Consider the following 20990-nt stretch of genomic DNA (forward strand, 5'->3'; position numbering starts at 1 on the left):
TCCCGCCTATTTTCGGAGCTCGTTGTCGTCCATGTCGCTATCCCCCGAAGCCCGCAAGACCCTCGCCGGCATCACCACTGCCACCATCACCACGGTCCTGCTGAAGAAGGGCCTGCGCAATGTGTGGATGCGCGGTGCGCGTCCGCTGCGTCCGGGCCTGCCGCGCCTGGTGGGACCTGCCTTCACGCTGCGTTTTGTGCCGGCCCGCGAGGATCTGGCGACGCCGGAATCCTGGTCGTCGCCGATCTCGACCCGCACCGCGATCGAGGCGATGCCGGAAGGCTGCATCGCCGTGGTCGACGCCATGGGCATCACCGATGCCGGCATCTTCGGCGACATCCTCTGCGCGCGCATGATGAAGCGCGGCGTCACCGCGCTCGTCAGCGACGGCGTGGTGCGCGACGTCGAGGGCGTGCTTGGCACCAATCTGCCGGTCTGGTGCGACGGCTATGCCGCGCCGCCGTCGGTTGCCGGCCTGACCTTCGTCGGCTGGGGCGAGCCGATCGGTTGCGGTGGCGTCGCCGTGTTTCCGAACGACATCGTGGTTGCCGACCAGGACGGCTGCGTGCTGATCCCGCAGGCGATGCTCGACCACGTGCTGGCCGAGGGCGTCGAGCAGGAGCGGATGGAGGCCTGGATCGTCAACGAGGTGAACAACGGCGCGGTGCTCCCGGGCCTCTATCCCATGAACGCCGAGACCAAAGCGCGCTACGCGGCAACCAAGAAGTAACAGGAAGCGAGGAGCCCCCCTATGGAGATCACCGTCGCAGGCACGCGGCCGACCCGCCGCGCGCCCAAGGAGAATTTTACCGGCACCGTGTTGCAGGACCCCGTGATCATGGCGCCCGCGCCGGCACGGCTGAACTGCTCGCGCGTGTCATTCGAGCCGGGTGCCCGTACCAACTGGCACCACCATCCGCTCGGGCAGACGCTCTACGTGATTTCGGGCGTCGGCCGCGTCCAGGCCAAGGGCGGCCCGATCCGCGAGATCCGTCCCGGCGACACCGTCTGGATTCCGCCGGGCGAATTGCACTGGCATGGCGCCTCGCCGAACAACAGCATGTGCCACATCGCCATGCAGGAATCGCTCGACGGCGTCTATTCGACGTGGCTCGAGCCGGTCACGGACGCGGAGTACGGCGCGGCGCTGGGCTGACTACACCCGCTGCGCCGTCCAGGTGCCCGAGCACATGGTGCCATGCCATGTGCCGGAGCCGGACGTGCCGCTCAGCCGGCCGAAGCCGACGGCGTGCTTGATGCCGGTGCCCAGGGTGACGTTGATGTTGCCGGCATCGGCCACGCGGCCCGAGGCCGCGACAGCTGCGTTGCTCGAGGCGATCTGACCATTGCTGATGCCGATCGCGACGGTCGCACCATTGCCGCACGTCTCGCTCGACGATGCGATATGGACATTCCATGTACCGTCGAAGCTGCTGGTGGCAGCGCCGGCCTGCGACAGCGGGAAGGCGACAGCGACAATGGTGGCGAAGAGAGCTTTACGAAGTCCGTTCATGACACGCCCCTGTTGTTGATCACGCGGGCGTTGTGTCATGAGCGCGGAACCGGCGACGTGAGGGCTGTCACGCGCGCCGGCCGCTGTGTGAGGTGATGCACATCGGAATGACGCGACGGACAAAAGCAAAGGGGCCCGGATCACGGGCCCCTGATCTCTCTCGGACTATCGCGATCGATCCTAGTTCACCCGTGTCCAGGTCTGGCCGCCGCAGAACATGCCGCCGAAGGCGCAGCCCTGCACGCTCAGGCGATCGGTGCCTTTCAGCGCGATGGTCGAGTCGTAGGTCGAGCCGGTGTTGGGGTCGAGGATGCGGCCGGACCATTTCTGGTCCTTGTCGGGCTTCATGTTGATCAAAATCTGCTCGCCGTTCTGGTTCGATTTGCTGTCGACTGAATAGCCGCAGAGATTGTTGCCGCATTGCTCGATGCGGACCTTGCCTTCCTTCTCCTGGGTGAGCCAGACGCCCAGCGGTGAGTTGAGATCGCGCGCGGGCGCGACTGCGGGAGCCGGCGCGACGGCGGCCGATTGAACCGGGGCTGACGGTGGCGCCGGAGCGGGTGGAGGCGGCGCCGGGGGAGCCACTGCCACAGTCGGTGCCGGCGGCGGAGGCGGTGCTGGAGGTGCAACCGCAATAGTCGGAGCTGGCGGCGGAGGCGGTGCCGGGGGCGCGATCGCGGCGGTCGGCGCAGGGGTCGCCGGCGGCACGGGCGGCGGCACCATAGACGTATCAGCCGGAGCGCTGTTGGCGGTGGTGGTCGGAGGCGGAGCAGGCGGGGGCAGCGGGGCGGGAGGCGGTGCCGCGGCAGCAGGAGCCTGTTCGGCCGCTGGCGGCGTTGCGACGGGAGCAGCGGCCGGCGCGGGTGCCGCCGGCGGTTGCGGATTGACATTTGCCTGTTGCGGCGTCTGCTGGTCCGGCTTGGCCTCGTTCTTCTTGGCCTTCTTGGATTTGCCGGTGTTGTCGTAGACGCCGGGAATCGACACCGTACCGCGGTCGGGATCGATGCGGATGGTGCGCCCGCCATATTCGAAGGTGTACTGCGCTTGCGCGGCGGTGCTCGCCAGAAGGAACGCGGCCGTGGCCAACAGCTTCCTCATATCCGTCTCCTGAGCAGGTGGTCCCCGCACCGACGCTTACGCCCCGGCCCGATCGCGAAAAGTGATCTAGATCACTGTTTCTCGGTATGAGTCGTGCGCCCGGCGGTCCGGGTTCAATACATCCGGTACCCGTCCAAAGTTTGGCCGGAAGAGAACGTTCCTAGAGCATGATCCGGAAAAGTGCGCCGCGGCTTTCCGGGAAGATCATGCTCAAACAACAACCTAAAGCGCGATGACGACTTATCCCAATCTCATCGCGCTTTAGTCGAACCAGGCGGCGTAGATCTTCTTGTAGCTGCCGTCTTCCATCGAGATGTGCAGCCACTGGTCGACGAAGGCCTTCAGCGCCAAGTCGCGCTGGAGCCAGTAGGCCTTTTCCGAGAAGTCGAACGGCTTGTCGGGATGCACCGCGCAGAGCACGCCGGAATGCTGCTTCTGCTGGTAGCGGGTCTCGGAGGCGTCCGTCATCATCAGATCGGCATTGCCCTTGGCGATCTCGTCGAAGATCGCGGTGTTGTCGGGGAAGACGGTGATGTCGGCATCCCTGACGTTGGCGCGCGCAAAACGCTCATTGGTCCCGCCGGGATTGACGATGACCCGGGTGCCTTTCTTGTCGATGTCCGCGATCGACTGGTACTTGCCGACATCGGCGCAGCGCGCGATCGGCGTCTTGCCCTCGCGCATGATCGGGATCGAGAAGAAGCCCTTCTTCTGCCGGTCGAGCGTGACCGAGACGCCGTCGGCCTCGAAATCCTTCATCAGCTTGGGCCAAGCGGTCGGTACGAACTCGACCTTGACGCCGAGCGCCTTGCCCAGTGCTTCCGCCATATCGACGTCGAAGCCAGAGAACTGCTGCGTGGCCTTCTCCAGATAGGTGAAGGGCTTGTAGTCGCCGGTCATGCCGACGCGCAGCGTGCCGCGCTTGATGATCTCGTCGAGGCGCGAGGGCACCGGCTGCTGTGCGTGCACTGAGAGGTTTGCCAGCAACATCACGACCAAAGCCGCCAGGATTCGAACGGTCATTCGAACGGTCATCTCTTTTCCACCTGCGCCCGAGCTGTCATTATACAGCTCTCCTGACTTGGATTTAGACCAGATGCTCGCCGCTGGCGAGGCCGGAATTAGAGGGAATTATGAAGTGACGATCTCGATGTACGAGGCCTCGGTTGGCCTGTTCGCGCCATATCTACGCAACCTGTCCGTCCTGCTCGACAAGGGCGTCGCCTATGCCGAGACCCGGAAGTTCAATCCGACGGTCCTGCTCGGGATGCGCATGGCGCCGAACATGTATGATCTGGCGCAGCAGGTCGGCGAGGCCTGCCGCCACGCCACCGTCGCCCCGGCCTTGCTGGCGCAGTGCGAACCGGTCGCGCTGCCGCCGCTGGAGCACGACATGGCCGGGCTTCAGGCGCGCATCGCCACGTCAATCGAATTCATCGAAAGCCTGCCGCGCGCCGAGATCGATGCGGCCGCTGAGCTCAAAGTCTTCTTCAAGCTGAAGAACGGGACCGAGCTGCCCTTTACCGGGCGGACGCTGCTGCTCACCAACAGCGTCCCGCAGTTCTTCTTTCACGTCACGACCGCCTACGACCTGCTGCGGCACGCCGGCGTCGAGCTCGTGAAGAAGGACTTCTTGGGGCGCAAGTAATTACGCTTCGCCCTTGCGCTCGTAGTCGGCGAGCGAGCTGCGGCCGGCGATCTCGCTGCGCAGCAGCTCGAAGCGCCGATGCGCCTCGTCCTCGTGCGTATCGACGAAATGCACGGCGGCCTCGCTCGTCATCGGGCCGCTGATCACGGGCGCGGACTGCTCGCCGATGGTCTCGTGGACGTAATACTGGCCGTCGTCGCCACGATGAACGGTCCACTTGAGCCGGATCGCGACCATCGGCCCGGGGCCGACCTTGCTGTAGCCGTCGGCATCGGTGTGATCAGGCACCAGCGGCTGTTCCTCGACCACGGGGTGCTCATGCTCGTCGAGGGCGGACTCTTCGGCAACGACCGGATGCTCTTCAGCCGCGACCGCTTCCGTCTCGGTGGTGTCCCGGACGACGAAGGTGGGCTCGGGGTGCTCGAAAATGCTGGCGATGGTCGCCAGCGCTTGGTCGGTCGGGTCGATCTCTGACAAGGGTCCATCCTCCAGCTCGACGCGGCCGGCAAGTCTGTCCCACTGCCGCCGCGGCCGGACTTATTACGCGGGTTTGATTAAGGCTGAGTTGGGGCTCGATCTGCACCAAAATGGGACGCATTCTGGCCTTCCGAAGGCGGACCGATTGGCCGTCCGCCTCCGGATTGTCCTCAGCCCAGCACATCCTGATTGATGATGTTCTGCCGAATCGGATCGCCGTCCAGCACACTCAGGATGTTGCGCGCGGTTTGCTCGCTCATGCGCTGGACGGCCTCGACGGTGACGCCGGCGACGTGCGGCGCCATGATGACGTTGGGCAGCGTGAACAGCGCGTTCGTGACGGGCGGCGGCTCCACCTCGAACACGTCGATGCCGGCGCCGGCGAGCTTGCCGGAGACGAGCGCGTCGTAGAGTGCGGCTTCCTTCACGATGCCGCCGCGTGCGGTGTTGATGAGATAGGACTTTGGCTTCATCCGTCCGATCCGCGCGGCGTCGAACAGGCCGACGGTCTCGGGCGTCTTCGGGCAGTGGATGGTGACGAAGTCGGCGTGCGGCAGCGCCGCATCGAGATCGGCGACCAGCTCGCAGCCGGCAGCCGTGATCTCAGCGGCTCCCTTGTAGGGGTCGTAGACCTGCACCTTCATTTCCATCGCCTGGCAGCGCTTGGCGGTGCGGGTGCCGATACGGCCGAAACCGACGATCAGCACGGTCTTGCCGTAGAGGTCGAACGGCAGCATGCCGAGCCGGTCGGCCCATTTGCCGTCCTTGACGCAGGCATGCATCTCATTTGCGCGCTTGGCCAGCGTCAGCATCATGAACAGCGCCTGCTCGGCGACCGAGGGCGAGTTGGCGCTGCCGGCCACCATCAGCGGCACCTTGCGGCGCGAGAGGGCGGGCACGTCGACGGCGTCATAGCCGACGCCGATGCGGGTCACCACCTTCATGTCTTTTGACGCCTCGAGCTCGGTCTCGCCGAAGGCGGTGGCACCTAACGCCACGCCATGGACCGGCGCATGGCTCTTCAGCATCGCCTCGAAGTCCTTGGCCGAGATCAGGTTCGGAAATTCGACGAGCTCGATATCGTCCCGCTGGGTGAGGAGGGCGCGTGCCGCTTGCGACAAAGTTTGTGTAACGAAAATCTTCTTCTTGTTGGTCGCCATTGCTCCCTGCCTGCTTGCGTTTCTTGGCCGGCGGGTTACAGCACGACGCCGGTCGCCTCGTTTAGCAGGTGCATGTTGTTGAGGTCCATCGCCAAACGCATGGGAGCTCCGTCCTTGGCGCCGGCATTGGGATTGACGCGGCCGCAGACCGGCGTGCCGTCGAGGGTGAAATACACCAGCGTCTCCATTCCCATCGGCTCGGTGACGTCGAGCACGGTGTCGAAGGTCTCGACGCCCGGCTCGAGGTGCGCATGCGACTCGGCGAGATGCTCCGGGCGGATGCCGAGCAACAGCTTCTCGCTGCGCGGCAGCGCGTTGTAGCGGGCGGCGCGGGCCGCCGGCAGCGGGAAGGCGATACGGTCTGTGAGACGAATTTGAACCGAGCCAGCAACGTCCTCGAGTCGGCACGGAATAAAATTCATCGCTGGTGAGCCGATGAAGCCCGCGACGAAGCGCGTCGCCGGCTTGTGGTAGAGCTCATTCGGCGTGCCGATCTGCTCGATGCGGCCCTTGTTCATCACCACGACGCGGTCGGCCAGCGTCATCGCCTCGACCTGGTCGTGGGTGACGTAGACGGTGGTGGTGCGCACCTTCTGATGCACCTTCTTGATCTCGATCCGCATCTGCACGCGCAGCTTGGCGTCGAGATTGGACAGCGGCTCGTCGAACAAAAAGACTTTCGGATTGCGGACGATGGCGCGCCCCATCGCCACGCGCTGGCGCTGGCCGCCGGAGAGCTGCTTCGGCTTGCGGTCGATCAGGTCGGTGATGTCCAGGAGGCGGGCGGCTTCCGTCACCCGCGCCTTGATCTCGGCCTTGGGATAGTGCTTCAGCCGCAGCCCGAACGACATGTTCTCCGCGACCGTCATATGCGGGTAGAGCGCGTAGTTCTGGAACACCATGGCGATGTCGCGGTCCTTGGGTGGGACGTCGTTGACGACGTCGCCGCCGATCATGATGTCGCCGTCGCTGATGTCCTCGAGCCCTGCGATCATGCGCAGCGTTGTCGATTTGCCGCAGCCGGAGGGGCCAACCAACACGATGAACTCGTGGTCGGCAATATCGAGGTCGATGCCGCGCACGGCTTCAACATCGTCGTAACGCTTGACCACTTTCCGCAAAGCAACGTCAGCCATGAGACATCAACCCTTTGTCGCGCCAGCGGTGAGACCGGCAATGTAATAGTCCATCAGGAAGGCGTAGATGATCAGCGGCGGAGCGGCGCCGAGCAGCGCGCCGGTCATGATCTGACCCCAGTTGAAGACGTCGCCTTTGATCAGCGTCGTGGTGATGCCGACCGGCAGCACGAGCTGGTCAATGGATGTCGTGAACACGAGGGGATAGAGGAACTGGGCCCAGGACACCGTGAAGGCGAAGATCGTCGCGGCGATCAGCCCCGGCAGAGCGACCGGAATGAAGATCCGCAGCAGGGTCTGGAGCCATGAGGCCCCGTCGATGATTGCGGCCTCATCGAGTTCTTTCGGGATCGAGGCGAAATAGCCGATCATGATCCAGGTGCAGAACGGCACGGTCAGCGTCGGATAGATGAACACCAGCACATACCAGCGGTTTAGAAGCGTAATGCCGGTGAAGTCCTGGATCACCGCCAGCATCTTGAACAGCGGAATGAACAACAGGCTGTCCGGAATGAGGTAGGTGAGGAAGACGCCGGTCGCGAGCGTCGCCGAGCCCCAGAACTTCATCCGCGCCAGTGCGAACGCGGCGGGGATGCTGATCAGCATCGTCACAATCACGACCGTGATCGAGATGATCGACGAGTTCCAGAAGAAGCGCAGGAACTGGTTCGAGGTCAGCAGCTCGACATAGTTCGACAAGGTGGGGTGAAACACCCACCACGGATTGGTCGCCGCCGAGATCTCCGCGCTGCTCTTGAGCGAGGTGATCAGCATGTAGAGAGGCGGCGTCAGGAAGAAGATCGCAAACAGCACGAGGAAGAAATAGGACCAGCGCAGCGCCCAGGTCCGGTCCCGGCTCATGCTGCTGAGTTTGACCTTGCGGGAAGGGCCAGCCTTGTCGATTGCGAGCGTGCTCATCAGGCTTCGTTCCCACGTTTGTTGACATCGCGCAGGATGAAGATCGCGGCGACGGCGAGGATCGGCACCATGAACAGCGAGACGCAGGCGCCGAGCGGAATGTCGCTGCTCTGGATGCCGACCTGGAACGCCCAGGTGGCGAACAGATGCGTCCGGTCGAGCGGTCCGCCCGAAGTGAGGATGCGCACGATGTCGAAATTGGCGAAGGTCACGATCAGCGAGAACAGCGTGGTGATCGCGATGATGTTGCGCATCATCGGCAAGGTGATATGCCAGATCTTTTGCCACCAATTGGCGCCGTCGATCGACGCCGCCTCATAGAGCTGGTCGGGCACGGATTTCAGCGCGGCCAGATACATGATCAGGAAGAACGGCGCGCCGTACCAGACGTTGACGAGGATGACGGAGAAGCGCGCCCAGAAGGTGTCGCCGAGCCAGGGGATCGGACCGACGCCGAAGAAGGAGAGCGTGTAGTTGAAGGCGCTATAGGACGGATCGAACAGCCACAGCCATGCCAGCGTGCTCATCGCCGGCGGAATGACCCAGGGCACCAGCAGCATGCCGCGCCATTTGCGTTGTTTCTTGCCGGGAATGTTGTGGACGAAATGCGCGACGATGAAGCCGATCAGCGCCTTGAAGACCACGGCGGTAATCGCGAAGATGCAGGACTGCTTCACCACCATCCAGAAGGTCTCGCGCTTGAACAGGAAGGTGAAATTGCCCAGCCCGACGAATTTCGTCATCGCCTTGTTCAGCGTCGCCAGGTAGACCGAATAGAAGGCGGGATAGAGCACCAGCAGCACGATCAGCAGAATCAGCGGCAGCGTCAGGAAGAACGCCACGGTCGATTTCCGACCCATTGCATTGCGGAGGCTCGTACCTTTGCGTCGGCTCGGGGCGCGAATGAGGTTACCTTGCTCAACGACGACATCGGCCATGGGCAAACTCTCTTGCGGAAGGTTCAACGGTGAGGCCGGCGACCGGTCGGCTTCATGGACATGCGGACGGAATGAGAGCGCGCCTGGGCGGCTCACGCCCGAAGGCATGAACCGCCTTGGCACACACCCGGCTCAGGTCCGCATGAAGCCCTCGCACTCGCCCTCGGCCCAGGCGAGCGCCGTGTCCATCTTCTCGCCCTGCGCAAAGCGCAACGCCATCTTGGTCAGCGTCGCCTGGAAGTAGATCTGCTGCGCGATCTTCGGCGGCGCCGGCGATGCGGCGATCGACAGGGTCTGCCGGTGGTAGGGATCCGGATAGTGGAACAGCGTGCCCTTCGGCGGCCCTTCCTCGGCCCAGGTCTTGAACTTCGTCATGTTCGCGTAGGCCGGGAGATCGTATCCGCCGCTCGCCACGACGAACTTTTCAATCGCCGCAGGCGAGGACAGATGGACGAGCAGACTCTTGGCCGCCTCCTTATTCCTGCCGAAGCTCCAGACGCCCCAGAAATAGGGCAGGAACGGCGCAAAGCGGCCCTTCGGCCCGGACGGAAAACCATGAGTCCAGCATTGCTCGGCGACCTGCGGCGCATCGCGCTTCGCAACGGCCCAGGCACTCGGTGGGTTCATGATCATCGCGCCGCGGCCTGAGATCAGCCATTTGTTGTTGGAGGCGTCGTCCCAGGACGGCGCATCGGCCGGCAACACGGCGATCAGCTTCTTGTAGAATTCGAGCGCCTGTCGCACCTCGTCGGTCTTGACAGTGACATCGCCCTTGGCGTTGACGAGCTCGGCACCAAAGGATTGGAAGATCGCACCGGCCGTATCGACGCTGTCGGTGGTCTCACCGAGGCCGATGCCAAACGGGAAGCCAGCCTTCTGGCAGGCTTCTGCCGCCTTCAGGAATGTCTCCAACGTCCAGCTGTCATCTTTCGGCGGGCTGCCGGCCGGGTACATCTCCTGGACGTCGATGCCTGCGTGCTTCTTCATGAGATCGATGCGGGAGCAGGGGCCCTTGATCTGGCTTCCCGGCGTTGCTGGTACCGCAAGCCATTTGCCGTCCAACTGTCCCAGATATTTGACGGTGCCGTTGACCTCGCCGTTCTGCTTGATGAGCGGCTCCATGACGTCGTTGAGCGGCTCGAGATTCTCGGAATAGGCGTGTGGCCACCAGCTCGGCATCTGAAGGATGTCATGGCCGGACTTGGCCTGCGCTTCGGCCGCCGCGGTCAGCTCAATCTTCTTGTTGTTGCTGGTGATGTAGTCGATGGAGACCTCGACCTTTTCCTTCTCGCCCCATTCTTTCACAAGGGCTGTGGAGGCGTCGTTGGCGCCGGGCACCCAGTGGTCCCAGAAACCGATCGAGAGCTTGCCGGCGGCGTAAGCGCCTCGGACATAGGGCGCCGCGATCAGCGCTGTGGAGGACATTGCAGTGGCAGCCACAAATTGACGTCGCGTCAGTGTCTTGCGTGACATCTCGTTTCCTCGCTTGGGTGTTTGTTGTTGGAGTTTCCTCTTTCAGTCCCTTTGATTTTTTTGTTTTTGCAGTTTCTTGTTGGAGCCGTCGTCCCCGCTGGCAAACCAGGCGAAGGCGCGGCAAATTGGTAGCGCGATCAGATCATGATTGATTGCGTCTGTCGAGAAAGCCGAATGCCTTGGCCTCTAGAACTAACGTTGCGTACGGAGAGGCGTCAGTCACGACCCGCGCCTGCTCTTTTTGCGACGCACACTTCGGCGCGGACCGGCTCGCGCCGGTCCATGCGCAATTACGCCGCAGTTCCGAATGAGCCTGCATTACCGTTTCGCGCGAATGACCTTTCGGATGGGGACGGCGACTGCCCGTGCCTAGACCTGGGCGCGGTGAAACCGATAGAGTTGCAACCGGCAGGATGCCTGCCGTTCGTAGAAGGCAAGCAGATCGACATGGAGACCAGAATGATCACCCCGGCGCCGCCTGCGCGGCTTCGCCTGCGACGATGGCTCGCGCTTGGGTCCGTGCTTATGCTGCTGCTGGGCGCAGCCGCGGTTGCGAATGCCCAAGGTTTGGTCAAGGGCGTCCAGGACGGAGCTGCGGCCGGCAACAAGGCAGCTGGTCCCGTCGGCGGCGTCCTTGGTGGCGCCATCGGCGGCGTGGTCGGGGTCTTCACTGGCGTGCTCGGCGTCGGCAACAATGGCCAGGCGCCGGCCGCCAAGGACGCCAGCAAGGATGCGAGCAAAGACGCTGGCAAGGATGCTAAGCAGCAGGACGCCAAGGGCGCCGGCAAGGACAAGGACGCCAAGAGCGCCAAGGAGAGTGCCAAGGACAACACCAAGGCCGCGAAAGGCGCCAAGGCGACCAAGGAGGCCAAGAACGCACCGCAGGAGAACAAGGACGAGAAGGACGTCACGGTCCTGACCCAGACCGGTGCGCCGCAACTGACTCCTGATCAGATCGTCGCCAACAGCGATTCCTATATCGATCGCATCAAAGGCGAACTGAACCTTACCCCCGACCAGGAGAAGCACTGGTTCGGCTTCTCCAGCGCCATGCACTATCTCGGGCACAACGGCGCCGAGCGTCTCAATCTGCGGGTGGAGCGCGCCAAGCGTGATCCGCCCGACGACATCATCGAGCAGATGCGCAACGAGGCGCAATTCCTGATCGATCGCGCCGCCGATCAGCGCAACGTCGCCGATGCCGCCGAGCCGCTGTTTTCGAGCCTCGACGACAAGCAGAAGCAGCTCTTCATCCAGGAGATGGTGCGCCTCAGCCACGAACGCGGCCTGGATTGATCAACTTGAATCGGATCGAGCGCGTCTGAATTAACGTCGGCCGCCACGAATTCGTGATATTCTTGGCGCGTCGGTTATGCTTAGCTTCGCAAGGTGGCTGCGAGGTTGAAATGGCGGACGGACTCTCCGTTTTCCTGGTCGAAGACGAGGCGTTGATCCGGATGATGATTGCCGACATGGTGGAGGAGCTTGGCCATCATGTCGTCGCCGAAGCGGACAATGTGCGCGACGCGAGCGCCTTCGCGATGACCGCGCAGTACGACTTCGCCATCCTCGACATCAATTTGATGGGCGTCTACGTCGACCCTGTCGCCGATCTGATCGAGCGCCGCGGCAAGCCGTTTCTGTTTGCGACAGGCTACGGGCCGGAGTTGCTGCCGTCCTTGCTCCGCCGCCGACCGATCCTGCGCAAGCCGATTTCGTTGGATCAGCTCAAGACCATGATCGACTCGCTGTTTCCGGAAGCGACGGCCAAGGTTCCGCAGTGATCGCTGATCGTCGTTAGGTCAGGCATTCTGCCATAGCGCAACGAAAACGGCCGCCGAGAAGGCGGCCGGTTTAATTCCCAGGGGTTAGTTCCCAAGCGTAGGCCCTAATTCCCACGTGAGGATCGTCTCACATCAGGCCGGCGCTGAGGTCGATGCCGTGCGCCATCAGGCTGAACGAGGCGACGAGCCCGATGCAGCAGAACACGATGATGGCCTTCAAAGAATAGTCGCTCGACTGCGTTTCGACGGAGGCCGGAATCGCGGTGATTGAAATCATGCTCATGTTCATTCCCCCCTTGTTGGTCCTGAATTGCATCAGGTGAGGGAACTCTTAGAGCAAAAAGTTTGACACAGGCTTGCGAGAGATCCTTAACGGAATGGCAACGATCGCGTGCTCGCGCGCGCATCCGGAGTAAGGAAAGCCTCAGTTACGGCCGGCCTTCAGCACCGTGGCGATGGTATGAGCCGTCATCGCAGCCCGATCGGATGCGCGCTGCGCTGCGAGCCGGTCCCTGGCTTTCTCCTCGATCAGCAGCTCGATCAGCGCCTGCCGCTTGGTATCGTCATCCGCCTCGACCAGGAGCCGGTGATAGCGGTGATAGTCGAACCCAACATCCTGCTTACGCATGTCACGCCCCCGCACCTACGCCACACACGCGCGGATTGTTTCCCAAGGGAAACAAACCGACAAGCACGATCTCGCATGGAACCGCACGCGCGACGCAATCAGCTGTGAATTAGTTAACCCAAAGCGCAAGACGGCGCCGTCGCGCGTCAGTCCGGGTTGTGGTCGGCGAACATCTTCAGGCCGACGAAGCTCGCATCGGGCTTCATCACGAGCCGGGTCGGGATGTTGCGGAGGTAATCCTGGAAACGCCCCTTGGCCTCAAATCGCGCCCGGAACGCGGAGGCTTTGAGGAACTCCGGAAAGCGCGGCGCGATCCCGCCGGCGATATAGACGCCGCCGCGAGCGCCGAAGGTCACCGCGAGGTTGCCGGCGACCGAGCCGAGGATGGCGCAGAACATCTCGAGTGTCGCGCGGCTGAGCGCGCAACTGCCGTCCAGAGCGGCCGTGGTGATGGCTGCGGCATCGCGTTGCGGCACCTGGGCGCCATCGATCTCGGCCAGCGCCTCGTAGAGGCTTTGCAGGCCGGAACCCGACAGCGCGCCGCGCTCGATCGAGACATGGCCGAGACGTCGGCGCAGGCACGCGATGACGCGCTCCTCGCGCTCGTTCTCCGCCGGGAGCGTCGCGTGGCCAGCCTCGGTGACAACGGCGAGCCGGGCGCCATGGCGCTCGACCAGGCAGGAAACGCCAAAGCCCGTTCCCGGTCCAATCACCAGCAGAGGCTCGCCTGCGATGCCGTCCTGCCCGCCGAGCGGGATCAGATCGGCCGGTTGCAAAGCGGGCAGGGACCAGGCCACCACCTCGAAATCATTCAGCACATGGACGCTGTCGAAGCCGAGCGCCGGCTGGAGTTCATTGCCGTCGATGACCCACGGGCTGTTGGTCATGACACAGCGGTTGTTGGTGACGGGACCCGCGACGGCCAGCACGCCCCTCACGGGTTGTTCGCCACCGGCCCGGCGCAGCACGTCGGAAATGGCTTCGCGGACCGTCGGGTGGTCGGCGACCTTGACATAGTCGATCGGTCCGATCTGGTCGCCCTGCGTCAGCGCAAAGCGCGCATTGGTGCCGCCGATGTCGGCAAGAAGAATTGTCTGTCCAGTTGTTCCGATACTCATCATCAAACGGTGGCCCGCGGCGATGCCAGCTGCGGGAACCCCTTCCTCCGCTCCATCCAATCCCGAAATATGAGATTCTGCCCTCGGGTGCAGCTAGTCAACACGAAGGACGCCAAAGCGTTGCATGTCGGTGCACGCGGCCGGTGGTTGCGTAGCCAGGCGGGAAGATCGACACTGGCGAAAGCGTCCGGCGTCTGTCGCGCCGGGCGGATGGAATGGGGACCGACATGCAGATTTCCGACCGCGACGTGCTGCTGGTGATCGACGTGCAGAACGATTTCTGCACCGGCGGGGCGCTCGCCGTTCCCAACGGCGAGAAGGTCGTCCCCGCCATCAACCGCATCGCCCAAAAATTCGCCAATGTGGTGCTGACCCAGGACTGGCATCCGGGCGACCATGTCTCCTTCGCGCCGAACCATGCGGGCAGGCAGCCGTTCCAGACCATCGAGCTCGATTACGGCACCCAGGTGCTTTGGCCCACGCATTGCGTGCAGGGCACGGCGGGCGCCGAATTCCATCGCGATCTCGACGTCGCAAGTGCGAGCCTCGTCGTGCGCAAGGGCTTTCGCCGCGACATCGATTCCTATTCGGCGCTGTTCGAGAATGACCACAGGACCCCGACGGGCCTGCTCGGATATCTGCGCGAGCGCGAGCTGAAGACGGTCTTCCTCGCCGGCCTCGCGCTCGACTTCTGCGTTCGCTTCTCTGCGGAGGATGCCCGCAAGGCCGGCTTCGAGGTTGCCGTCATCGCGGACGCCTGCCGCGGCATCGACCTCGACGGCTCGGTGGCGGCGACCCATCGCAGTTTTGGCGAGCTCGGCATCTCCGTCGTGAGTCTTGAGGCGTTCCTCTAGGGATGGTCGACTGATCATGGCGGAGCAGGCAGGCAAGCCACAAAGCGGATCGGGGCATCGTCCGGATGACCCGCTGCTATGGCCGTTCGCCGCCGCGCGGCTCGCCGTGGACGCCTGGTTCTGGTGGCTGGAGCGGGCGCCTGCGGAGCCGGACGACAGCGACCTGCCGTGGACGACCCCCAACTTTGTTGCGCTCGAGCTTGCAACCATGCGCCTGCGTGATTGCACGCGGACAGGCGCCGGCCAGCCGGCGCTGGTCTGCGCGCCCTATGCGCTGCATAGGGCCTTGATCGCTGATTTCGCGCCGGGCCATAGCGTGGTGCAGTCGCTGCAAAAAGGCGGCGTCGACCGGGTCTATCTCACCGATTGGCGCTCGGCCGCGCCTGGCATGCGCTATCTCTCGATCGACAGCTATCTCGGCGATCTCAACGTTGCGATCGATGAGATCGGCGCGCCGGTCGATCTGGTTGGTCTTTGCCAGGGCGGCTGGCTGTCGTTGCTTTATGCGGCGCGCTTTCCCGCCAAGGTACGGCGTCTCGTGCTGGTCGGTGCGCCAGTTGACCTCTCGATCGAGTCCGGGCTGTCGCAGCTTGCCCGCAATGCCCCCGAGATCGTCTATGATCAGCTCGTCGCACGCGGCGGCGGCAATGTCAGCGGCGGGGAGATGCTGCGGGTCTGGTCCAAGGCGCCAAGCCGCGATGACATCGCAGCGGCCTTGCAAAGGGACCTCTCGGACGACGAGGGCGCGGCGCTGCTCGCGCGCTTCGACCGCTGGAATAGTGAGACGCTCAACCTGCCTGGCGCCTACTACCTTCAGATCGTCAACTGGATTTTCCGGGAGAACCGGATCGCGCGCGGCCATTTCACGGCGCTCGGCCGCGAGATTGACCTGAAGGACGTCCAGGTGCCGATTTTCCTGCTGGCCGGGCTCGACGACGACGTCGTGCCGGCGGCGCAGGCGCTTGCCACCGCCAGCCTGCTCGGCACACCGCCTGCCTCCATCGCGGCCGCTTCCGAGCCCAGCGATCATCTCGGCCTGTTCATGGGCGCGCGGACCCACGCGCATGCCTGGCCCCGGATCGCCGCGTGGCTCCGCAGCGACTTGGCCGGCCTGCTGGCGCGCAGCGCCTGATGCGGGCGCAAATCCGTTATGCATGATGGCGGATGGCCTGCACGCGGCCATGTCGATGGGCTACATATAGCCCGTGCTGACGGCCGCCCAACGGAGGCCGGCTGCGACAAGATCAAAGGTCCTTTGCGCGATGAGCTTTCACTCGATCTACGCCCACGGATTTGCGCGCGTGGCGGCCTGCGTCACCACCTCCCATGTGGCCGACCCCTCGGCCAATGCGAAGGCGGTCCTGGCGGCGGCCAAGGACTGCCACGACCAATCGGCGGCGGTCGCCGTGTTTCCCGAGCTGTGCCTGTCCGGCTATGCGATCGAGGACCTCGTCAAGCAGGACCCGCTGCTCGATGCGGTCGAGCGCGGCCTCGCCACCATCGTCGAGGCCTCCGCGGGGCTGATGACCGTGCTGATCGTCGGCGCGCCACTGCGGTTTGGGGCGCGCATCTACAATTGCGCCGTCGTCGTTCATCGCGGCAGCATTTTGGGCGTCGTGCCCAAGACCTACCTGCCGACCTATCGCGAATTCTACGAGGGGCGCCATTTCGCCTCTGGCGCCGGCATCGTCGGCGAGGCCATCGCCATCGGCAAGCTCAACGCCCCCTTCGGCGTTGATCTCCTGTTCGCAGCCGAGGATGTCCCGGGCCTCACCATTGGCGTCGAGATCTGCGAGGACATGTGGATTCCGGTGACGCCGGCCTCCGAGCTCGCGCTCGCGGGCGCCAGCGTGCTGATCAATCTGTCCGGCAGCCCGATCACGATCGGCCGGGCGCGCGCCCGCGCGCTGTTGTGTCAGTCGACCTCGGCGCGCTGCCTTGCGGCTTATGTCTATTCGGCGGCAGGGGCAGGGGAATCCACCACTGATCTGGCCTGGGACGGCCAGACCTCGATCTACGAGAACGGCGTTTTGCTGGCCGAAGGCGAGCGGTTCCGGCAGGACGGCCAGATCACGCTGGCCGACGTCGATCTCGACCTGCTCAGGCAGGAGCGCGCCTTGATGGGCACGTTCGACGACAACCGTCGGCAGCGCGAAGGCGTCTTCCGCAAGATCGGCTTCGCCTTGCAGGCGCCGTCCGTCGACATCGGCTTCCTGCGCAAGGTCGAGCGTTTTCCGTTCGTGCCGAGCGACGAAAGCCTGCTCGAGCAGGATTGCTACGAGGCCTACAACATCCAGGTCGCGGGCCTCGTGCAGCGCATGCGCGCGACCGGCACCAAGCGCGTGGTGATTGGCGTCTCCGGAGGTCTCGATTCCACCCACGCCTTGATCGTTGCGGCCAAGGCGGTCGATCTCCTGGGTCTGCCGCGCGAAAACATCCTGGCCTACACCATGCCGGGCTTTGCCACCGGCAGCGAAAGCAAGACCAATGCGCTGGCGCTGATGCAGGCGTTGCAGACGAAATGGCAGGAGCTCGACATCCGCACCACGGCCACGCAGATGCTCAGGGATATCGGCCACCCCTTCGGCAAGGGCGAGAAGGTCTACGACGTCACCTTCGAGAATGTGCAGGCGGGCCTGCGCACGGATTATCTGTTCCGCCTTGCCAATCATCACGGTGGCATCGTCATCGGCACCGGTGATCTTTCCGAGCTCGCGCTCGGCTGGTGCACCTATGGCGTCGGCGACCAGATGGCGCATTACAACGTCAATGCCGGTGTGCCGAAGACGCTGATCCAGCATCTGATCCGCTGGGTGATCGCCTCACAACAGTTCAGCGGCGATGTGAACGGCACGCTGGCCTCGATCCTGTCGGCCGAGATCTCGCCGGAGCTGGTTCCGGTCAAGCCGGGCGAGAAGCCGCAGAGCACGGAAGCCTCCGTCGGGCCGTATGAGCTGCAGGATTTCAACCTGTTCTACACGCTGCGCTTCGGCATGCGGCCGTCGAAGATCGCCTTCATGGCGTGGCAAGCGTGGAAGGATGTCGCCAAGGGCGAATGGCCGCCGGCGTTTCCGGCCGATAAGCGCAGGGCCTATGATCTTCCCGAAATCCGCCGCTGGCTGGACGTGTTCCTGCGCCGCTTCTTTGCCTTCAGCCAGTTCAAGCGCTCGGCGATGCCGAACGGACCGAAGGTCTCGGCCGGCGGCTCGCTGTCGCCGCGCGGCGACTGGCGGGCGCCGTCGGATTCAAGTGCTGCGGCCTGGCTCGAGGACCTCGAGCGGAACGTGCCGAAGTGATCGAGCGGGCGGCTTACTGCCGCCTGAAACGAGATCGCGCCGCGCGGCCCACATGGCCGGCGGCGCGACATCGCGTTCAATCTCAAAAGCACGAGGTCCGGAGTGCCTAGGAGTCCGGACCTCGTAACCTTGCCCCAGCCTTTGATCCCCCCGCCCCAGAGGTCCCCCAACCCCGTGGTGCGCGATCAGAAGGTGATGCCCTTGGAAGGCCGCCGATCGATATGCGCGATGTACGTGAGATCGGAATAGGATTCCATTCCGGATCACTACGGACTCCCTGGGCTTGATCCCGCGCGCCGTTGCATGCGTCTGCACAAGTTGCGCGCGCCGCTGCCCGATATCGATGCAAGCGCGCGCCGGAATGTCCACATCTCCCCGGCGCTGCGGAACCTGCATTTCACCGGCCTGTCATTGAACTGGTCTAGCGCTGCCCTTGTCATCGCTGATGGTCAAGGAGCAAGCCATGTCGAAGCCGGTGTTGGGCGCCGCACTTTCCATCAAATCGATCCCCGCCCACCGCGACTGGCTTCTCGACCGACAACGCGATCTCGAAGTTCAGGATTTCTTCCGCGCCGATCTGCTCGACGGCGATTGGCGCAGTGCCGCCGGCGAGATCAAGCAGATGCTCTCGGGCCACACCGGCCGTCTCGGCATCCATGGTCCGTTCTGGGGCTTCAAGATCGACAGCCATGATCCGATGATCCGCCAGGCGGTGACAAAACGCCTGCTTCAGGGCCTGGATGCGGCTGAATTCCTCGGCGCGACGCAGATGGTGATCCATTCGCCGTTCACGACCTGGGACCACAACAATCTCGATCTCTATCCGGACAACCGCGGCAATCTCGTCGAGCGCGTCAAGGCAACGCTTGCCGAGGCGATCGCGCGCGCCGAAACCATCGGCTGCGAGATCGTCATCGAGAACATCGAGGACAAGGATCCGCGCGATCGCGTGCGTCTGGCCAAGGCGCTCGAAAGCAGCAAGGTCCGTGTCTCCCTGGACACCGGGCATGCCAACTACGCGCATGGCTCGACCGGCGCGCCGCCGGTCGATTATTACGTCGAGGCCGCCGGTGACATGTTGACGCATGTGCATCTCCAGGACACCGACGGCTTTGCCGACCGGCACTGGGCGCCGGGCGAGGGCAACATCGCCTGGGTCGCGGTGTTCCGCGCGTTGGGACGGCTGACCTCGAACCCGCGGCTGATCCTCGAATTGCGCAACCATGACGATGTCCGCAAGGGCGCCGCGCATCTCGCCGCGCTCGGTCTCGCCGAATAAAACGATCACAGAGGGCAGGGGTCATCATCATGAGCAAGCTCACCCGTCGCTCCATCCTGAAGTCCGGCGGCGCGGCCGCAGGCACGCTGCTGTTGCCGCGCTTTGCGATTGCGCAAGCCGACAGCCGTCCGTCGGTGACGATCGCCGTGCAGAAGGTGACCAACTCCAACGTGCTCGACGTGCTGCGCGAGCAGTCCAATGTCGGCGAGCGCGTGTTCTTCTCCTCGATCTGGGAAGGCCTGATCTCCAAGAACTGGCGCGGCAATCTCGAAGCCGTGCCGGGGCTTGCCACCGAATGGCGCCGTATCGACGACCAGACCGTCGAGGTGAAGCTGCGCCAGGGCGTGAAATTCCACAACGGCGACGAGCTCACGGCGGAGGACGTCCTCTTCACCTTCAGCCGCGAGCGCATGTTCGGCGAGACCGAGGCCAAGAGCCGCACGACCATTCAGGCTTTTGAGAAGATCCCGACGCCGCGCCCCGGCAAGGAGCTGCCGCCTGATGTGCCGGCGGTCGCGCGCCGCATCTGGCCCGACCTCGTGCGCGTCGATGCCGTCGACAAGTACACGGTGCGCTTCTACAACGCGACGCCCGACGTCACCATCGAGGGCCGCCTGTCGCGCTATGGATCCGACATCGCCAGCCGCCGTGCCTGGGCCGAATCCGCGAGCTATCTCGACTGGGCGCGCAAGCCGATCACGACGGGCCCCTACAAGGTCGTCGAGCTCAGGCCCGACGTGTCGCTGACGCTGGAAGCCCACGACGAATATTGGGGCGGCCGTCCGCCGCTCAAGCGCATCCGCTTCCTTGAAGTGCCCGAAGTCGCAAGCCGCATCAACGGCCTGCTGTCGGGCGAATACCAATTCGCTTGCGACATCCCGCCGGACCAGATCGCCGGCATCGAGAAGAACACAGCGTTCGAAGTGCAGGGCGGCACCATCCTCAATCACCGCCTGACCGTGTTCGACAAGAACCACGCCCAGCTGGCGAACCCGCTGGTGCGTCGCGCCTTCACCCACGCGATCGACCGCCAGGCGATCGTCGACAGCCTGTGGGCCGGCCGCACCCGCGTGCCGAAGGGCCTGCAATGGGAGTTCTACGGCGACATGTTCAACGCCGACTGGAGCGTGCCGGCCTATGATCCCAGGCTCGCACAGGATCTGTTGAAGCAGGCCAATTACAAGGGCGATCCGATCCCGTACCGCCTGCTCAACAACTACTACACCAACCAGGTCGCGACCGCGCAGGTGCTGGTCGAGATGTGGAAGTCGGTCGGCCTCAACGTCGAGATCGAGACCAAGGAGAACTGGTCGCAGATCATGGAGCGCGCACCGACCCGCGCCGTGCGCGATTGGTCGAATTCGGCGGCCTTCAACGATCCCGTGTCCTCGTTGGTCGCCCAGCACGGGCCGAACGGCCAGCAGCAGCAGATCGGCGAATGGACCAACGTGGAGCTGAACAAGCTCTCCGAATTCCTGGAAACCTCGACCGACCGCGCCGCCCGCAAGAAGGCATTCCACCGCATGCTGGAGATCGCCGAGCGCGAGGATCCCGCCTACACGGTGCTGCACCAGAACGCCACGTTCACGGCCAAGCCGAAGTCGATCAAGTGGAAGGCCGCTCCGGCGTTCGCGATGGATTTCCGCGCCGGCAATTTCGAGGCCTGATCG

At 64.0% G+C, this 20990-nt stretch carries 22 protein-coding genes; 10 read left to right on the forward strand and 12 right to left on the reverse strand.

The features are described from left to right. The first annotated feature begins 31 nt into the window (after positions 1-31). Positions 32-730 carry a ribonuclease activity regulator RraA gene (locus IC761_RS18020; RefSeq protein ID WP_195798007.1) on the forward strand — a complete coding sequence of 233 codons (699 nt, stop codon included), beginning with the start codon at positions 32-34 and terminating at the stop codon, positions 728-730. A 21-nt stretch (positions 731-751) separates the two neighbouring features. Then, positions 752-1156: a (R)-mandelonitrile lyase gene (locus tag IC761_RS18025; RefSeq protein WP_195798008.1), complete on the forward strand. Its 405-nt coding sequence runs from the start codon at positions 752-754 to the stop codon at positions 1154-1156. Here IC761_RS18025 and IC761_RS18030 read toward each other — a convergent pair whose 3' ends face one another. The 3 genes from IC761_RS18030 to IC761_RS18040 all read right to left on the reverse strand — a co-directional run bounded on the left by IC761_RS18030 (position 1157) and on the right by IC761_RS18040 (position 3634). Beyond that, a complete protein-coding gene (locus tag IC761_RS18030) occupies positions 1157-1513 on the reverse strand; it encodes a hypothetical protein (RefSeq protein WP_195798009.1) in 357 nt (118 codons plus the stop codon). Between the two features lie 180 nt (positions 1514-1693). Then, entirely contained in the window at positions 1694-2611 is a 918-nt protein-coding gene (locus IC761_RS18035) for a DUF2147 domain-containing protein (protein WP_195798010.1), read from the reverse strand. Positions 2612-2872: 261 nt separating this feature from the next. After that, positions 2873-3634, reverse strand: coding sequence for a transporter substrate-binding domain-containing protein (locus tag IC761_RS18040; RefSeq protein WP_195798011.1), 762 nt, complete (start codon positions 3632-3634; stop codon positions 2873-2875). A gap of 127 nt (positions 3635-3761) precedes the next feature. Between IC761_RS18040 and IC761_RS18045 the strand changes: the two genes are divergently transcribed. Continuing rightward, on the forward strand, positions 3762-4259 hold the full coding sequence (locus tag IC761_RS18045) for a DUF1993 domain-containing protein (RefSeq protein WP_195804691.1): 498 nt from the start codon (positions 3762-3764) through the stop codon (positions 4257-4259). Here IC761_RS18045 and IC761_RS18050 read toward each other — a convergent pair whose 3' ends face one another. From IC761_RS18050 to IC761_RS18075, 6 genes are all read right to left on the reverse strand, one after another. Continuing rightward, positions 4260-4736, reverse strand: a complete 477-nt coding sequence (locus tag IC761_RS18050; protein ID WP_195798012.1) for a hypothetical protein — start codon at positions 4734-4736, stop codon at positions 4260-4262. It abuts the gene before it with no gap. 170 nt (positions 4737-4906) lie between these two features. Then, positions 4907-5896 (reverse strand): hydroxyacid dehydrogenase, encoded by a 990-nt coding sequence (locus IC761_RS18055; RefSeq protein ID WP_195798013.1) that lies wholly within the window; start codon positions 5894-5896, stop codon positions 4907-4909. Between the two features lie 35 nt (positions 5897-5931). Further along, positions 5932-7032, reverse strand: a complete 1101-nt coding sequence (locus IC761_RS18060) for an ABC transporter ATP-binding protein (protein WP_195798014.1) — start codon at positions 7030-7032, stop codon at positions 5932-5934. A gap of 6 nt (positions 7033-7038) precedes the next feature. Continuing rightward, positions 7039-7950 (reverse strand): carbohydrate ABC transporter permease, encoded by a 912-nt coding sequence (locus tag IC761_RS18065; RefSeq protein ID WP_195798015.1) that lies wholly within the window; start codon positions 7948-7950, stop codon positions 7039-7041. Beyond that, positions 7950-8888: a carbohydrate ABC transporter permease gene (locus IC761_RS18070; protein ID WP_195798016.1), complete on the reverse strand. Its 939-nt coding sequence runs from the start codon at positions 8886-8888 to the stop codon at positions 7950-7952. Before IC761_RS18070 ends, IC761_RS18065 begins: the two co-directional genes overlap by 1 nt. A gap of 132 nt (positions 8889-9020) precedes the next feature. After that, positions 9021-10361, reverse strand: a complete 1341-nt coding sequence (locus tag IC761_RS18075) for an ABC transporter substrate-binding protein (RefSeq protein ID WP_195798017.1) — start codon at positions 10359-10361, stop codon at positions 9021-9023. Between the two features lie 459 nt (positions 10362-10820). Between IC761_RS18075 and IC761_RS18080 the strand changes: the two genes are divergently transcribed. Both IC761_RS18080 and IC761_RS18085 read left to right on the forward strand, forming a co-directional pair. Further along, positions 10821-11657 (forward strand): Spy/CpxP family protein refolding chaperone, encoded by an 837-nt coding sequence (locus tag IC761_RS18080; RefSeq protein WP_195798018.1) that lies wholly within the window; start codon positions 10821-10823, stop codon positions 11655-11657. Between the two features lie 110 nt (positions 11658-11767). Continuing rightward, the gene (locus IC761_RS18085; RefSeq protein ID WP_195798019.1) at positions 11768-12145 is read left to right on the forward strand and encodes a response regulator; all 378 of its coding nucleotides are present in this window, start codon (positions 11768-11770) and stop codon (positions 12143-12145) included. Between the two features lie 127 nt (positions 12146-12272). On the opposite strand, the gene IC761_RS18090 is transcribed toward IC761_RS18085, so the two are convergent. The 3 genes from IC761_RS18090 to glk form a co-directional block, all read right to left on the reverse strand. Continuing rightward, positions 12273-12428, reverse strand: a complete 156-nt coding sequence (locus tag IC761_RS18090) for a hypothetical protein (RefSeq protein WP_195798020.1) — start codon at positions 12426-12428, stop codon at positions 12273-12275. 141 nt (positions 12429-12569) lie between these two features. Continuing rightward, complete coding sequence (locus tag IC761_RS18095; protein ID WP_195798021.1) at positions 12570-12773, reverse strand: hypothetical protein; 204 nt, start codon at positions 12771-12773, stop codon at positions 12570-12572. Between the two features lie 146 nt (positions 12774-12919). Further along, positions 12920-13891, reverse strand: a complete 972-nt coding sequence (gene glk / locus IC761_RS18100; protein WP_195804692.1) for a glucokinase — start codon at positions 13889-13891, stop codon at positions 12920-12922. Positions 13892-14106: 215 nt separating this feature from the next. On the opposite strand from glk, the gene pncA reads away from it, so the two are divergent. The 5 genes from pncA to IC761_RS18125 all read left to right on the forward strand — a co-directional run bounded on the left by pncA (position 14107) and on the right by IC761_RS18125 (position 20987). Next, the gene (gene pncA / locus IC761_RS18105) at positions 14107-14745 is read left to right on the forward strand and encodes a bifunctional nicotinamidase/pyrazinamidase (RefSeq protein WP_195798022.1); all 639 of its coding nucleotides are present in this window, start codon (positions 14107-14109) and stop codon (positions 14743-14745) included. A 16-nt stretch (positions 14746-14761) separates the two neighbouring features. After that, positions 14762-15877 carry an alpha/beta fold hydrolase gene (locus IC761_RS18110; RefSeq protein ID WP_195798023.1) on the forward strand — a complete coding sequence of 372 codons (1116 nt, stop codon included), beginning with the start codon at positions 14762-14764 and terminating at the stop codon, positions 15875-15877. 130 nt (positions 15878-16007) lie between these two features. Beyond that, entirely contained in the window at positions 16008-18041 is a 2034-nt protein-coding gene (locus IC761_RS18115; protein WP_195798024.1) for an NAD(+) synthase, read from the forward strand. Between the two features lie 463 nt (positions 18042-18504). Then, positions 18505-19320 (forward strand): sugar phosphate isomerase/epimerase family protein, encoded by an 816-nt coding sequence (locus IC761_RS18120; protein WP_195798025.1) that lies wholly within the window; start codon positions 18505-18507, stop codon positions 19318-19320. 29 nt (positions 19321-19349) lie between these two features. Next, complete coding sequence (locus tag IC761_RS18125) at positions 19350-20987, forward strand: ABC transporter substrate-binding protein (RefSeq protein WP_195798026.1); 1638 nt, start codon at positions 19350-19352, stop codon at positions 20985-20987. The last annotated feature ends 3 nt before the right edge of the window (positions 20988-20990 follow it).

Origin of the sequence: Bradyrhizobium commune (genome assembly GCF_015624505.1) — a bacterium.
Lineage (GTDB): Bacteria > Pseudomonadota > Alphaproteobacteria > Rhizobiales > Xanthobacteraceae > Bradyrhizobium > Bradyrhizobium commune.